Origin of the sequence: Exiguobacterium sp. SH31, from assembly GCF_001816105.1 — a bacterium.
GTDB lineage: Bacteria > Bacillota > Bacilli > Exiguobacteriales > Exiguobacteriaceae > Exiguobacterium > Exiguobacterium aurantiacum_A.
In genome coordinates this window covers 20,427-34,603 of the sequence record NZ_LYTG01000001.1, presented here as the reverse complement: position 1 = coordinate 34,603, position 14,177 = coordinate 20,427, and the positions used below count along the sequence as shown (strand labels likewise).

Here is a 14,177-nt window from a genome sequence, read left to right as displayed (position 1 = left end):
CGCGGCTTCCTTCCCTTTGTCTGTCACCATTCCGTGACGTCGCGGCGCGGTTTCGCCGGTGTCGTCGTCCCATGCCGTTCGGCGAGCAACGTCTCGACGTCATGTAAGGAGACGCCTTTGGCTGCGAGCAAGACGAGCAAGTGGTACAACAAATCAGCCGTCTCTTCGACCAAGTCTTCATCGTTCAATGCAGCAATGACGACCTCGAACGACTCTTCCCCAAACTTTTTCGCGATTTTGTCTAACCCTTCATCAAACAAGTACGACGTATAAGAACCTTCTTTCGGCTCTGTCTTTCGTTCTTGAATCAGTTTTTCGAGTTCGTTGATCATGTGTTCACCTCCGTAAAAAAGCAACTGCGATTTCCGGTATGACACGTCGGTCCGTTCGCATGGACGCGGACTAACAGCGCGTCTTGATCGCAATCGACATGGATGCTCTCAAGGTCGAGCGTGTTGCCGCTCGATTCACCTTTCATCCAAAGCCGCCCTTTCGAACGTGACCAGAACGTGACGATATTCGTCTCAAGCGTCTTCTGAATCGCCTCATCGTTCATATAACCTAGCATGAGCACGGCGTTATCTTCCGTCGAAACGATAATCGCCGGGATTAGTCCGTTTGCGTTGTAACGAACCGCATCGGCAAGTTGTTCGCGCTGCATACGTGCTTCACCTCTTCTACTGTCGTTTTTCGGTCGTGCAAGATCGAAGCGAGTAAGGCGGCGTCGACTGTTTCAAGTGCCTCGACGACGTGTTCAGCGTTCCCGGCCCCGCCTGAGGCGATGATCGGGATATCGACCGCTGCCCGTAGCAATTCGAGAATTTTTAAATCATAGCCACTCTGTTTCCCGTCTTGGTTCATCGACGTGACGAGCAGCTCCCCGGCCCCGAGTTCAGCGACGCGCTTGGCCCAATCGACTGCCGTCAGCTCGGTCCGGTGTTTCCCGCCGTACGTGTATACGTAATAGTCACCTTCTTCGAAACGGATGTCGATGGCGACGACGATACACTGGGAACCGAAACGTTCGGCTGCCCGCTTGATCAAGTCAGGTGACTCGACGGCGAGCGTGTTGAGCGACACTTTGTCGGCTCCTGCTTTGAGCAGGGACGAGATGTCTTCAAGTGAACGGATGCCGCCCCCGACCGTGAGCGGGATGAACACTTTTCGGGCGACGGCACTGACGACGTCAAGCATCGTCTGTCTTCGTTCCGTGCTTGCCGTAATGTCTAGAAAGACAAGTTCATCCGCACCTGAGGCGTCATAGTACTTGGCAATCTCGACAGGGTCACCGATGTCACGCAGTTCGACAAACTCGATGCCTTTGACGACACGTCCGTCTTTCACGTCTAAACATGGGATGATTCTACGCTTTAGCATGTCGCGCCTCCCATTCGATCAAGTCGTCAAGACTGACTTTGCCAGACAAAAGCGCTTTCCCGACGACCGCCTCATCAATTCCGGCCTCACTCAGTGCCTTGACGTCGGCTTCGGTCGTGACACCGCCCGAGGCGATGAGCGTGACCGAGACAGCTTCCCGGAGCGCCTTCATGCGCTCTAAGTTCGGTCCGTTCAGTTTCCCGTCCGAACCGATGTCCGTGTAAAGAATCGTCTCGACCCCGCGGCTGGCGAGATCGATGGCCACATCGATGTCTTTTAGTTCGGTCGCGTCTTGCCAGCCGTTGATGGCGACGATGCCGTCATAGGCGTCAAGGGCGACGGCGACACGACTCCCGTACTTGGCGAGTGCCCGGTCCAGGAAATCAGGATCGGTGAACGCCTTCGTACCGAGCAGGACACGGTCCACACCAGTAGCCATGACAGCATCAAGCGCTGCTTCGGAGCGAATCCCTCCACCCGTTTGGACGAAAAAGCCGCACGATTTGGCGAAACGGACGACATCGAGATGTTTCGGCTCACCAGCTTTCGCTCCTTCTAAATCGATCAAGTGGAGCATCGGGACGCGCCCGGTCCATTCTTTTAACTTCTCATACGGGTCGCCGTATTGCTCTTCCGTGTTGAAATCTCCTTCAGTCAGGCGGACAATCTTGCCGCCGATTAAGTCAATTGCCGGTAGCAGTTTCACGTTCGACCGCCTCCTTCCATTCTTTTAATAAGCTGAGTCCGAACGCGCCGCTCTTCTCCGGGTGAAATTGCATCCCGGTCACGAGACCTGATCGGACGATGGCCGGTACGCGCTCTCCCATATAGTCAGCTGAGGCGACGATATTGTCGTCAGCGGTCACGACGTGATATGAGTGGACGAAATAGACGTCCTCGTCGCGTAAAATCGAGTTCCAACCGACGTGAGGCAACCGTTTGGCCCGCATCCGTTCGACCCGTCCTTCAATCAAACCAAGTCCTGGCGTCGGCATGCCTTCCGTGCTCGACTCGAATAACAGTTGCATCCCGAGACAAATCCCAAGCAACGGCTTCTCTGTCGCCACTCGCTTGAGCAACGGAATGAGTCCCGTGTCCTCAAGCGACTGCATCGCTTGCGGGAACGCACCGACGCCAGGCAAGAGGATGGCGTCGGCCGCTTCGATTTCAGCCGGATCGTTCGTGATCGTGACGTAACAACCGATCGCTTGTAGCGCCCGTTCGACGTTGAAGACGTTTCCCATGCCGTAGTCAATCACCGCGACGTTCATCCTTCGATCCGTCCTTTCGTCGAAGGGAGGCGGTCGAGCCCGTCTTTCCCGATCGCTTCGGCGAGGGCGCGGCCGAACGCTTTGAACAGCCCTTCGATCATATGGTGCGAGTTCGAGCCGTATAACACGTCAAGATGGAGCGTCAACCGCGCGTTCATCGCGACGGCGCGGAAGAACTCTTCCGCGAGTTCCGTGTCGAAGTCACCGAGCTTCGGATTGTTGATTTCAGCTCGGTAGACGAGGAACGGGCGTCCCGAGACGTCGATGACGGCCCGGGCGAGTGTCTCGTCCATCGGCAAGTAGCTCGTCCCGTAGCGACGGATCCCGACTTTGTCCCCGAGCGCTTCTAAGATCATCTGCCCGAGGGCGATGCCGACGTCTTCGACCGTGTGGTGCGCATCGACCCATGTGTCCCCTTCGACTTGCACCGTTAAGTCGATGCGGCTATGGAAGGCGAACAGTGTCAACATATGGTCGAAAAAGCCGACGCCTGTCTTAATGTCACTTTGACCTGTACCGTCTAAATCGAGGCGAAGCTCGATGTTCGTTTCTTTCGTCTCACGTTTAATTTCAGCTGTTCTCAAAAGAAGTCACCTCTTCTAACATTTGTTTGATGAATCGATACGCCTCGTCCGTCCCCGCACTGACGCGCAGTCCGGTCGGAAACGCACGGACGTGGACACCGTAAGCGAGGAACCGTTCGGCCCATAGCTCACTATCGGGCGTCTCGACGTATAGGAAGTTGGCCCGGCTCGGCCAGACGTTGCCGATTGGCGCGAGCAGTCGTTCAAGCTTTTGACGTTGCCCGTTATGGAAGGCGACGGACTGGGCGATATAATCCGGGTCGTCAAGGACGACGGTCGCAACAGCCGCGCTCAATCCGCTGACGTTAAATGGCGAGCGGAACCGGTCGATCTTCTCGATTAAATCGGGATGGGCGATCATAAAGCCGATCCGTAAGTTCGCGAGTCCGAACGCTTTCGATAACGTCCGCAAAATGATGACGTTCGGGTAATCCGCGAGTCGCGACTTGAAGGAATCACTCATCGTGAAGTCGATATACGCCTCGTCGACGACGAGGTACGGGACTTGTTTCGCGATCATTTCTAATTGATCGAGCGTCCACATCTTCCCGGTCGGATTGTTCGGGTTCGACACGAGCACGAGTTTCGGTTCGTTCGCTTCAATCAATCGAAGCAATGAATCGATCGTTAGGCCGTCTGCCTCAGGTTGGAAGAACTGGCCCCGGGCGATGTGCGCGTAAATGCCGTACATCGAAAAGTCGGGTGCCGGTGCCAAGACGACGTCTTCTGTGTCGAGAATGGCTTGACAAAGTATGGCGAGCAGCTCATCGCTGCCGCTCCCGACCATCAATTGGTCAGGTTGTACACCCGCATAAGTCGCATAGCTAGTTTTAAGGGCCGTCAGCTCATCGACCGGATAACGGCTGAGTGAGCGGAGCGTCACGAGCTGAATCGCTCGTTGCAAGCGCTCCGGCAGCTCGAATTGACTCTCGTTTTGATTTAGCGCGTATCCGCTCACCGCATGTGGGACATAGCGCGGGATCGCTGTATAGTTACGTCTCATACGTCCTCCAATCGGACCGCCATCGCTCGGGCGTGTCCTTCAAGCTGTTCTTGTCTCGCGATTCGGATCGCGGCGCGTGTGACCGCTTCGTCGATCGCTGTCATCTCGAGAAACGTCTGTCTGCGGTAAAAATCATCGACCGACAGTCCGCTCGAGAAGCGGGCCGTCCCGCTCGTCGGCAAGACGTGGTTCGGTCCGGCAATATAGTCACCGAACGCCTCGGCCGCCTCATGGCCGAGGAAGAACGAGCCGCCGTGGCGAATCTGTGCCATATAATCGGCTGGATCTGTCACCGCAAGTTGCACGTGTTCGGCCGCCATATCGTTCGCGTAGCGAATTGCTTCTGCTTTCGTTTTGACGAGGACGCCTCCGCGCTTGAGCGCTTCGACTGCAATGTCGCGACGTGGCAGATCGAGCAGTTGCTTGTCCAGCTCAGACCGAATCGCTTCGGCCTGTTCACTTGTCGTCACGAGGGCGAGTGCTGTCGCTTCGACGTCATGCTCGGCTTGCGCGAGCAGGTCAGCTGCGATCCATCTAGGATTGGCCGTTTCGTCGGCGATGATCAACACCTCGGACGGACCGGCGACGGAATCGATCCCGACGAAATGCGAGACGAGTGACTTCGCGGTCGCCACATAAGCGTTGCCCGGCCCGACGATCTTATCGACGGCCGAAATCGTCTCGGTGCCGAACGCGAGTGCGGCGACGGCTTGGGCGCCACCGACGAGATAACATTCGTCGGCACCGGCAATCTTCGCGGCAATCAACAGCGATAAGTCGATCCCGCCTTGTTTCGGTGGCGTCACCATGACGACCCGCTTCACTCCGGCCACTTTCGCTGGGATGATGTTCATCAACACACTCGACGGGTAGACCGCCGTCCCGCCAGGCACATAGACACCGACCGAATCGAGCGGCATGAACCGACGACCGAGCCGGAACATCTCATCTTCGAAGACGTCGTCTTGACGCTGTTGCCGCGCATGAAACGTACGGATCCGTTCGGCCGCGAGCGTTAGCGCCTCGGTCAATTCCCGATACGCCTCCGGCGGTTCAAACGTCTCAAGGTCGACCGTTTCAATCACATCGACCCCGTCAAATTGCGTCGTCCATTCGAGGAGCGCCGCGTCACCTCTCGCCTCAACCGATTCTAAAATCGGTTTGACGGCTTCTGCCCACTGTTCTCGGCGCGTGCGATTCGTTTGTCCGTTCATCTGTCTGCCTCCTTGCTCAACCGACGAATCCACGCTTTCAATTCGTCCGGGTCGTTCGCGAGCGCTGTCTCGCTCGTGATGAATTTCGCGTTAACCGTGAAAATCGTCTCATATTCTTCTAAATCGTTCGCGCGAAGCGTCGCCCCCGTCTCGACGATATCGACGATGCAGTCGGCGAGACCGGTCAACGGTGCGAGTTCGACCGAACCGTTCAAAGCGATCACTTCGACGTTTTGACGTTTCGAGGCAAAGTGCGAGATGGCGATATTCGGATACTTGCTGGCAACTTTCAGCTTCTTCGTACCGTTTCTCCGTTCTCTCGGACCACATACCGCCATACGACAACGGCCGAATGGTAAATCGACGACTTCGAGGACGCCTGGTGTCTTCTCGCGTAAAATGTCACCGCCGACGACTCCGACGTCCGCTGCGCCATGCATGACGTATTTATAGACGTCATCGCCTTTGACGAAGATGAATTCATGACCGTCTACTTCGACGGTCAACTCACGGCCCCGCTTTTCCGGCCAAACGGTGAGACCGACTTGTTCAAAATACTCACGGGCCGCTGTTTCGATGCGCCCTTTCGCGATTGCGACTTTCATTTGATCACCTCACCTAACTGTTCTAAGTCGAGCGATAGTCCGAAGGCACGTCGCGACTGTCCGAAATGCCCGTATAACGAGTCGTAACGGCCACCTGAGAGGACGCGTCTGCCGTCGATACTGCCGGTCACGGTCAAACCTGAATAATAATCAAAGTCGCCGGTCTGTCCGAAGTCGTACGAGACGTTCAATCCGATCGCACGTAGATGTTCGACCGCATGCTCCACTTCGTCGATCGCCGGTTTTAAGCCCGGTTCCGCGAGGTCGCGTAACTCTGCTAACGCCGAGTCACCGATCAAGAACGGCAGCTTGGCGATCAACGGGTATTGATACGATTCCGCGAGGTCGCGAAGTGACTCCAAATTACGGAGTGCTAAGTATTGACGCAACGTCCGTTCCGGGATACCGGCCTCGTTCGCCACTAACGCGATCAATGCAGCAGACCCGACTTGGATGCGTAAGCTTCCTTTCGGCAGGACCCGTTCCGTCATACTAAGGAACGATTCGATCAACTCCATATCTTTTGAATCCCCATCGATCCATTCAAGACCGAGTTGCTGACGTTCATGCGGTTGTCCCGAATGCTTCGGCGTGCGTCGATAGACGGCACCGGCATAAGCGACGCGCATCGGTTCATGTCCGTCGGCGAGCTTCCTTGCGATCTGGAGCGTGTAGTCCGGTCTCATGACGAGCAACTCCCCATCGTTGCCGAACAAGCGGTAATACGCCGACTCATCGAAGAGTGCGAGATCTTGATAATGGGAATAGTATTCAACGAGCGGCGGCTCGATCACACTATAGCCGTCCCCCTCGGCCCGCTCTAAAAATGATTTTATCCATTGCTTCGGACGCAGCACGTCCTCACCTTGCAACTCGTGCCATCCTTCCGGGATGGATCCTTTTTTATTGAACCAAATCATCAGTATCACCCTTTACCTTATTATCACTTTACCAAACTAAAGTAGTGTGTTAAATTTATCAAATCAAGCCAATGCTGTCAACCGGCGAACTCGAAAGGAACGATGTTTGATGATTGATTATACCCATGATGGCCACGTCCATACCCCATTTTGTCCGCACGGATCGACCGATTCACTCAACGCGTACGTCGAACAAGCACTTGCTCAAGGCGTTCGAACGCTGACGTTCACCGAGCACGCCCCGCTGCCGGCACGTTTCATTGATCCGACGCCAGATCAAGACTCGGCGATGGCGCTCGACTTATTGCCCCGTTATATAGAAGAGGTCAGACAGTTGAAACGAGATTACGCCGAAAGACTCGAGATCCGGGTCGGTCTCGAGATCGATTATTTGCCGGGATATGTCGATGAGACGCTCGCCTTGCTCGAGCCCTATCGCTCATACCTCGACGAGACGATCTTGTCTCAACACTTTCTACAAGTCGAAGGCGAGCTCCTGCCCGTCGACTTCTCACCGGAGACGTTTGATACGCTTGTCAGCCGGATCGGGTCGTTCGAAGAAGTGCTACGCCGGTATTACGAAGCGCTCGAGACCGGGTTAGAGTTCCCATGGGAGCGACTGAACGTCACGCGCATCGGGCATATCGATTTACCGATTAAATATCAGACGAACTACTCATGGGACCGTGCGAACGTCAAAGACGCCGAGTCGCGACTGTTGCGTACAATCGCCTCACGCGGGTTCGGACTAGATTTCAACACCGCCGGGCTCCGTAAAGCCGCCTGCGGACAGCCATACGCCATGGCCGTCGCCGCTGAAGCGACCCGGCTCGGCATCCCACTCGTGCTCGGTTCGGACGCCCATATCGCGGCAGATGTCGGTGCCGACTTTAAAAATATGCAAAAAAAAGCCACGTTCCTATGAACGTGGCTCCTTAACAGCGATCTAGCTATCTAGATCCCCATGTTTGGTTTGTCGACAACGATATGGCGTTCCATTTCTTCATCTACTATCTATATTACCACACTCGTCACGAGTTACAAGACAAAAGTGAACTACTCACCACTTATTTGCTTCGCAACTTGAAGTGGGAGCTTCTTGGGAAGACCGTGCTTTGACCAGCCACGGTTGTGGACCAAGCTCGTCGGGCAGTCCCTGCCCTGGAGTGTTTCAGTCGGCGAGACCCAACAGGTTGAGGCTCGCGTTGACGTCGCGGTCATGGTGCGTGCCGCATGCGGCGCATGTCCACTCGCGGACGTGCAGGTCCTTCTTGCCGCCGTTCCCGCCACAGGCCGAACAGACCTGGGTCGAGGCGAACCACGGGGCGGCCTGGATCAGTGTGCGGCCGTGGAACCTGCATTTGTAGGCGAGCTGGCGGACGAACTCGCCCCATCCGGCGTCCCCGATCGACCTCGCCAGGCGGCGGTCCTGCATCATCTCCCTCGGTTTCAGCGTCTCGACGACGACGACTTGGTTCTCGTCGACGATGCGTCGTGACAGCTTGTGGAGGAAGTCATGTCGGCGGTTCCGTACCTTTTCATGCTTTTTGGCCAACAGGAGCCGCGCCTTCTCGCGGTTCCGGCTGCCGGGCTTCTTGCGGGAGAGCGAGCGCTGCGCCCGTCTCAGCCGTTCCTCGGCCTCGCGCAGGTTGCGCGGGTTCGGGATCTTCTCCGTCACCATCGCGTCGTTCGTCATGACGGCGAAGTGCCCGAGGCCGAGGTCGATCCCGATCTTGTGCTCGGCCGGGACCCACGGCTCGTCGGGCTGCTCGACGAGGAGCGACACGAAGAACTTGCCCGTCTTCGTCATCGACACGGTCGCCGACCGGATCTCGCCGTCGAAACCGCGGTGCTGTGTGAAGCGGATGAACCCGACCTTCGGGAGCCGGACCCGGTCCCCCTCGATGCGGATCGTGCCGTGCTGGTTGTTCGTCGTGTAGGAGGCGCGCGATTTCCGTCTCGACTTGAACACCGGGAAGCCGGCCGTCCCGGCGAAGAACTTCGCGAACGCCGTGTCGAGGTGCAGCTTTGCGTTGGCGAGCGCGAGGCTGTCCGCCTCACACAGGAACGGGAACAGGGGCTTGTAGGAGGCCGGTGTCGGCGGCTTCCGCTTCGGGCCGCCGCTCGCCTTCGTCTCCTCGTGGATGGCGATGCGGTCCTCGAGCAGCTTGTTGTAGACGAACCGGGCGCAGCCGATCGTCCTGACCAGGAAATCGGCCTGTTCCGCCGTCGGGTGGAGCCTGTATTTGTAGCCCTTCAGCATGTCTCCGCCTCCTCCCGGCCGATGATCGTGATGAACGCCTTCCTCATCCGATACCCGCGGCGGGGGCGGAGAAATCTGACGAAATCACGAACTTCTGTTCGTCATATCTGTCACAGGGGTGGCCAAGAGGTTTATGTACGGGCGATCCATCTCCCACCTACGCTGGGCCTCGCCCCAGACGCTTAGAGGTGGGAGAATTCTCGCCTAAATCAGTTAAAAAGGATGACCCGAAAGTCATCCTAACTTTTAAACTGCCATTTCGGCATACATGTCTTTTAACTGTTTCGTCGCGGCTTCATCCATCTGAAGGGCGACGAGCTCGACGAAGCGAAGGGCTGGATCGGTATCACCTGACAAGGCGACGATTTCAGCAGCCGCGCCGTCAAGAGCGAGTAGAATTCCTGAAACACCTAGCGTCGGGTAGTAACGGAGCAACGCCCGGACATGCTTCATCTCGGAGACGTCATTTCCATTAATTTTGAGTGATTTAACGGCAAGCTCTTTGTGCGTGCCAATTGCAAATTTATCTTCCCATACCTCTTCAAGTGTGATCAACGCTTCCACATCATAGGCACCATCTGTGAAACGAACTAGTTTTTCCATGTGACATATCCCCTCTCGTTTATCTACTCTTATTATAAAAAAGATTCAGCGGAATAGTTTGTGAAATATTGAACATTATGTGTAAACTTTGTCTCACCTGATGATTAGACATAAAAAAAGGCCCCTCCGAGGAGGGGCAAGTAATGGAAGAGTAAAACACCATTGGCAGTACATTAATAATATAACATCGAATGTAAACGTTTACAATGTGTTTTTGAAACTTTTTTCAAGCGGCATATGTAAGACGTCAATCCCGCTTTCTCGCATCAAATCAAGGCCATCCCCGTGCTCATAGCCGACAGCGTACACGACTCGGGCCACCCGTGCCGCGATGAGCGCGAGCGAGCAAGAATGGCATGGTGAATGGGTCACATAGGCTGTAGCACCGAACGCGTTCGTCGAATCGGCGGCTAATTTCCCGATTGCATTGATCTCGGCATGGATCTCGTGTTGTTTTGACCAATTGTGATGTTCGAACGGGTCGCTACATTTAACAAATGTCACACCTTGCTCGATGATGCGCACAGAAGGCTCGGTCAAGTCGATCGTATCATCCGTCACGTATTCGGCTCGTTGGTAAAATCCGTCTTCACGTTTTAGAAAGATTTCATTACAGTTCGTATGTCCCGGCGGTGTCCCGTTCAATCCGATCGAGATCGGTTTCTCATCTTTGACGATGACACAGGCGACACTTTTCGAGGCACATTTCGAGTGCCGCTCCGCCATCATATCGGCGAACTGCAACCACGTCTCGTCCCACAATCGTTGTTTCTCCATCCTGATCCTCCTCATGGAAAAAGAAAGTCTGAATGCTCAGACTTTCTTTTTAGTATCCAGTCTCTTTTGGCAACTCTTTATTCTTTGAGGCAATTTCGATGACTTTTTCTTTCAGTTCGTGCTCCATCCGATCGAGCTCACGTTCGGCCTCACGACGCTTCTGCTTGCCTTCCTGTTGGATACGCAGCGTTTCGTCGAGCGTTGACAATAGATTCTCGTGCGCGACTTTGAGCGATTCGACCGAAACGATCCCTTTTTCGTTCTCGGTTGCGATCTCGATCGACGAGTCTTTCAACATTTTCGAGTTTTGTTCGAGCAGTTGGTTCGTCGTCTTCGTGACGTCTTGCTGCATCCGGAGTGCCGTTTTCTGGCGCGTCAAGCTGAGAGCGAGGACGACTTGGTTTTTCCAAAGAGGAATCGTATTGACGACAGCCGACTCGATTTTCTCCGCTAAGATTTGGTTATTTTGTTGGATGACACGGATTTGTGGTGCCATCTGCAGACTGATCGTCCGACTCAACTTCAAATCATGCAACTTCTTCTCGAACCGGTCTGTCAGTTGGATCATATCGTTTAGCTGTTGCAACTTCACTTGATCTCTCGTCGTTTCGACTTCTTGACGGAGCGGCGCGATCTCGTGATCGCGAACGTGGTCGAGCTTCGTCTCACCGGCTGCGATATAGACGTTCAATTCTTCGAAGTAGCGCTTGTTCTTGTCATACATTTGATCGAGCATCGTAATGTCCTTCATCAGACCGAACTTGGCTCGGTCGAGATTGTGAATGACTTCTTCCAAATAGACGTTCATTTTTTCAAATTGAAGCTTATAGTTTTCAGCTTTCTTTTTCGCTCGTCCGATGAGCGGCAAGTTGTCCATGAAACTCTTCTTCTCCGGTTGAAGCATATCCGGGTCCATCTTCCGAACGTTTTGCATCAAATCGGATAGTAACTTACCTGCGTCACCACCGTCTTTCATGCGGACCTCGGTCAAGATCTGGTCAGAGAATTGAGATAGTTCACGTTGGACGTTCGATCCGAATAACATGACGGAGTCTGTTTTTTTAATATCGATCGACTCGGCAATCCGGGTGATTCGTTCCCGATGTTGTTGCGGAACGTCGGCTTTCGGTTGGATGGCCGGCACCTCATGTTTTTCTGTCACCGAGGACCAATCCACAGACGGGTCAGAGATTTCCTCTGTCCCGGTCTTTGTTCTTGTCTGTGAAGTGAGGTCTTCTTCTGGCCATGACTGCCAGTTCGTTTCATTCGATGAAGTCATGTTTTTTTCTCCCTTCCGGTTGATCTGCCAATACCCGTTCCATCATAATCAATTCGCGTTCAAAGTCGACAGCGTCGTCTTCGAGCAGACGGCTCCGTTGTTCTTTGAACTTATCGACGATGAGCCGCATATTGGTGATCAGTTGCTCTCGTGTCTCTTCTTGAATGACGACACGTTTTCCTTCTAGTTCTTTAAATTTCAAGACGACGGACACGAGCGAGTCTAAATAAAACGTGAACAGATCTCTTACGTGCTTCGCGTCTTGGGGGTTCTCGAACAATTCGGCAAACAGTTCGTGTGCCTCTCTCGAGACCGCCTTCATTTCACGACGAACCTCGACATCTTTTATTTCAGGCAGGATACGATCGATCTGCTGGAGTTTCTCGTACCCTTGCTCGATCGTCCGTTGTAAAAATTGCAGTTCCAAGTCGTCTGTCGCTTCGAACTGACGGACCGGTGCCACATCTTCCATCGGTTTAAGGATGCGGGAACCGACGAACGGTTCTTCTTCATCGAGCAGCAGTTTTTTCTTGGCCCGTTTCGCTACCGGTGCGGGTGCCCGCTTACGCCGTTTGTTACTCGACCACACCTCGTTCAATACGAGCGCCCCGACGATGATAAACAGCCAGGAGAAATCAAACACACTTATGGCAAAATACAGGATCGCCCCGGTCAGGGCCCATTTCATCCATGTCTTCATCCTTGTCACCTCGTCTCATGATACTTCTATTGTACCTTACGTGAACCGTCAACAAAAGTTTCGTCATCTTTATAAGCTTAGCATAATGACGCCGTCCCCTCTCTCGGTCGCAAGAACGAAAAGTAACGGTGACGACTGTACAAAAAAACTCCTGATTCAATGAATCAGGAGTTCGTTCACGTATTGTCATTAACCCATGTCGAAATCATAACGACAGCAATCGTGACAGGGATGGCGTAGCGGATGAGGAAACGCCAGACCGGGTACAGTTTGATACCAATATTCGATGTTTGAATCTCTTCTTTGAGAATGCGTTGATCGACGACATATCCGACAAAAATCGATGTCAAAAGCGCACCGACCGGCATCAAGACGTAACTGACGACGTAATCCATCGAGTCGAAAAATGTTCGGCCGTCCAAGAACTCCATCTCACTCATCACCCCGAACGATAGGGCCGAGGGGATCCCGACGGCGAACACGATGGCCGCCGAGAGGAGTGTGACGTTACGCTTCGACATCGTTTGTTTCTTCTCGTTCAATTTATCCGTCACACCGGCGACGACGACTTCGAGCATCGCGATCGAAGACGTGATCGAGGCGAACGTGAACAATAAGAAGAACAATACCATGAAGAAGCCGCCGAGTGGGACTTGGTTAAATACGGCCGGCAACACGACGAACAAGAGCGCCGGACCTTCTGCCGGATCGAGCCCCGAGGCGAAGACGGCCGGGAAGATGGCGAGCCCCGCCAAAATTGAAACAGTGACGTTCAACAAGACGATCATGTTTGCCGAACGGTTGAGCGTCCCTTTCGTTTGAATGTACGAGGCGTATGTGAGCATCGCCGCCACCCCGAGCGACAGCGAGAAGAACGCTTGCCCGAGCGCGAACAAGACCGACTCGCCGGTCAGTGCCGAGAAGTCAGGCTGCAAGAAGAAGCGGACCCCTTCCATGGCACCGTCAAGTGTCAACGAGCGGATGACGAGCACGATGAAACTGACGAACAGGAGTGGCATTAGAATCTTGCTCATCCGCTCGATTCCGCCCTCTACCCCTTTCAAGACGATGAGTAGCGTAATCAATAAAAATAAAAATTGTCCGAAGACGGCAATCCCAGGAGATGAGACGACGTCCGCGAACACGGTCCCGAACTCGTCAGGTGACCGGCCGCTGAGCGTCCCGCTCAAGCCGAGCCCGACATAGATCAACACCCATCCACCGATGACACTGTAGAATGATAGCAGTAAGAAGCAAGCGATTACGCCGAGGTAACCGACCAATGTCCAACGGCGATGGCCGAGTTTTTTAAAGGCAAGGAGCGCCGTCTTTTGCGTCGAACGCCCGACGATGAACTCACCAATGAGAAGTGGCAGACCGAGTAAGAATGTGAACGCTAAAAACATGAGTAAAAAGGCGCCGCCCCCACTTGTTCCCGTGACATATGGAAATTTCCAGATGGCACCAAGACCGATTGCGGACCCTGCGGCCGCTAAAATGAATCCAATTTTTGAGGCGAACGAATTTTGCGCCATGACTATCCCTACTTCCTGTTTTCATTTCATTTTCATAATAATAGTG

General features: G+C 54.2%; 17 protein-coding genes. 1 reads left to right on the top strand and 16 read right to left on the bottom strand.

Annotated elements, in window-relative coordinates; translation table 11 throughout:
- Window positions 1-23: 23 nt before the first annotated feature.
- From hisE to A6395_RS00150, 10 genes are read right to left on the bottom strand one after another with little or no spacing between them, the layout of a single operon-like run.
- A complete protein-coding gene (gene hisE / locus A6395_RS00195; RefSeq protein ID WP_071397369.1) occupies window positions 24-332 on the bottom strand; it encodes a phosphoribosyl-ATP diphosphatase in 309 nt (102 codons plus the stop codon).
- On the bottom strand, window positions 329-661 hold the full coding sequence (gene hisI, locus A6395_RS00190) for a phosphoribosyl-AMP cyclohydrolase (RefSeq protein WP_071397368.1): 333 nt from the start codon (window positions 659-661) through the stop codon (window positions 329-331). Before hisI ends, hisE begins: the two co-directional genes overlap by 4 nt.
- On the bottom strand, window positions 610-1,377 hold the full coding sequence (gene hisF, locus A6395_RS00185) for an imidazole glycerol phosphate synthase subunit HisF (protein ID WP_071397367.1): 768 nt from the start codon (window positions 1,375-1,377) through the stop codon (window positions 610-612). Before hisF ends, hisI begins: the two co-directional genes overlap by 52 nt.
- A complete protein-coding gene (locus tag A6395_RS00180; RefSeq protein ID WP_071397366.1) occupies window positions 1,364-2,083 on the bottom strand; it encodes a 1-(5-phosphoribosyl)-5-[(5-phosphoribosylamino)methylideneamino]imidazole-4-carboxamide isomerase in 720 nt (239 codons plus the stop codon). Before A6395_RS00180 ends, hisF begins: the two co-directional genes overlap by 14 nt.
- Window positions 2,061-2,648 carry an imidazole glycerol phosphate synthase subunit HisH gene (hisH, locus tag A6395_RS00175; RefSeq protein ID WP_071397365.1) on the bottom strand — a complete coding sequence of 196 codons (588 nt, stop codon included), beginning with the start codon at window positions 2,646-2,648 and terminating at the stop codon, window positions 2,061-2,063. The genes A6395_RS00180 and hisH overlap by 23 nt, the downstream gene beginning before the upstream one ends.
- Window positions 2,645-3,232, bottom strand: coding sequence for an imidazoleglycerol-phosphate dehydratase HisB (hisB, locus tag A6395_RS00170; RefSeq protein WP_070327386.1), 588 nt, complete (start codon window positions 3,230-3,232; stop codon window positions 2,645-2,647). The genes hisH and hisB overlap by 4 nt, the downstream gene beginning before the upstream one ends.
- Window positions 3,219-4,235 carry a pyridoxal phosphate-dependent aminotransferase gene (locus tag A6395_RS00165; protein WP_071397364.1) on the bottom strand — a complete coding sequence of 339 codons (1,017 nt, stop codon included), beginning with the start codon at window positions 4,233-4,235 and terminating at the stop codon, window positions 3,219-3,221. The genes hisB and A6395_RS00165 overlap by 14 nt, the downstream gene beginning before the upstream one ends.
- Window positions 4,232-5,449, bottom strand: coding sequence for a histidinol dehydrogenase (gene hisD, locus A6395_RS00160; RefSeq protein ID WP_071397363.1), 1,218 nt, complete (start codon window positions 5,447-5,449; stop codon window positions 4,232-4,234). Before hisD ends, A6395_RS00165 begins: the two co-directional genes overlap by 4 nt.
- Window positions 5,446-6,054 carry an ATP phosphoribosyltransferase gene (gene hisG, locus A6395_RS00155; RefSeq protein ID WP_070327389.1) on the bottom strand — a complete coding sequence of 203 codons (609 nt, stop codon included), beginning with the start codon at window positions 6,052-6,054 and terminating at the stop codon, window positions 5,446-5,448. Before hisG ends, hisD begins: the two co-directional genes overlap by 4 nt.
- On the bottom strand, window positions 6,051-6,974 hold the full coding sequence (locus A6395_RS00150; RefSeq protein WP_070327390.1) for an ATP phosphoribosyltransferase regulatory subunit: 924 nt from the start codon (window positions 6,972-6,974) through the stop codon (window positions 6,051-6,053). Before A6395_RS00150 ends, hisG begins: the two co-directional genes overlap by 4 nt.
- A gap of 109 nt (window positions 6,975-7,083) precedes the next feature.
- Between A6395_RS00150 and hisJ the strand changes: the two genes are divergently transcribed.
- Complete coding sequence (gene hisJ / locus A6395_RS00145) at window positions 7,084-7,899, top strand: histidinol-phosphatase HisJ (RefSeq protein WP_071397362.1); 816 nt, start codon at window positions 7,084-7,086, stop codon at window positions 7,897-7,899.
- Window positions 7,900-8,145: 246 nt separating this feature from the next.
- Here the strand turns inward: hisJ and A6395_RS00140 are convergent, their stop codons facing one another.
- The 6 genes from A6395_RS00140 to A6395_RS00115 form a co-directional block, all read right to left on the bottom strand.
- On the bottom strand, window positions 8,146-9,237 hold the full coding sequence (locus A6395_RS00140) for an RNA-guided endonuclease TnpB family protein (protein WP_071397361.1): 1,092 nt from the start codon (window positions 9,235-9,237) through the stop codon (window positions 8,146-8,148).
- 246 nt (window positions 9,238-9,483) lie between these two features.
- Window positions 9,484-9,840: a hypothetical protein gene (locus tag A6395_RS00135; protein ID WP_016509485.1), complete on the bottom strand. Its 357-nt coding sequence runs from the start codon at window positions 9,838-9,840 to the stop codon at window positions 9,484-9,486.
- 201 nt (window positions 9,841-10,041) lie between these two features.
- On the bottom strand, window positions 10,042-10,617 hold the full coding sequence (locus A6395_RS00130; RefSeq protein WP_071397360.1) for a deoxycytidylate deaminase: 576 nt from the start codon (window positions 10,615-10,617) through the stop codon (window positions 10,042-10,044).
- Between the two features lie 49 nt (window positions 10,618-10,666).
- Window positions 10,667-11,896, bottom strand: a complete 1,230-nt coding sequence (locus A6395_RS00125; RefSeq protein ID WP_071397359.1) for a toxic anion resistance protein — start codon at window positions 11,894-11,896, stop codon at window positions 10,667-10,669.
- Window positions 11,880-12,596 carry a 5-bromo-4-chloroindolyl phosphate hydrolysis family protein gene (locus A6395_RS00120; RefSeq protein ID WP_016509957.1) on the bottom strand — a complete coding sequence of 239 codons (717 nt, stop codon included), beginning with the start codon at window positions 12,594-12,596 and terminating at the stop codon, window positions 11,880-11,882. Before A6395_RS00120 ends, A6395_RS00125 begins: the two co-directional genes overlap by 17 nt.
- Window positions 12,597-12,772: 176 nt before the next feature.
- The gene (locus A6395_RS00115) at window positions 12,773-14,131 is read right to left on the bottom strand and encodes a sodium-dependent transporter (RefSeq protein ID WP_071397358.1); all 1,359 of its coding nucleotides are present in this window, start codon (window positions 14,129-14,131) and stop codon (window positions 12,773-12,775) included.
- Between the last annotated feature and the right edge of the window lie 46 nt (window positions 14,132-14,177).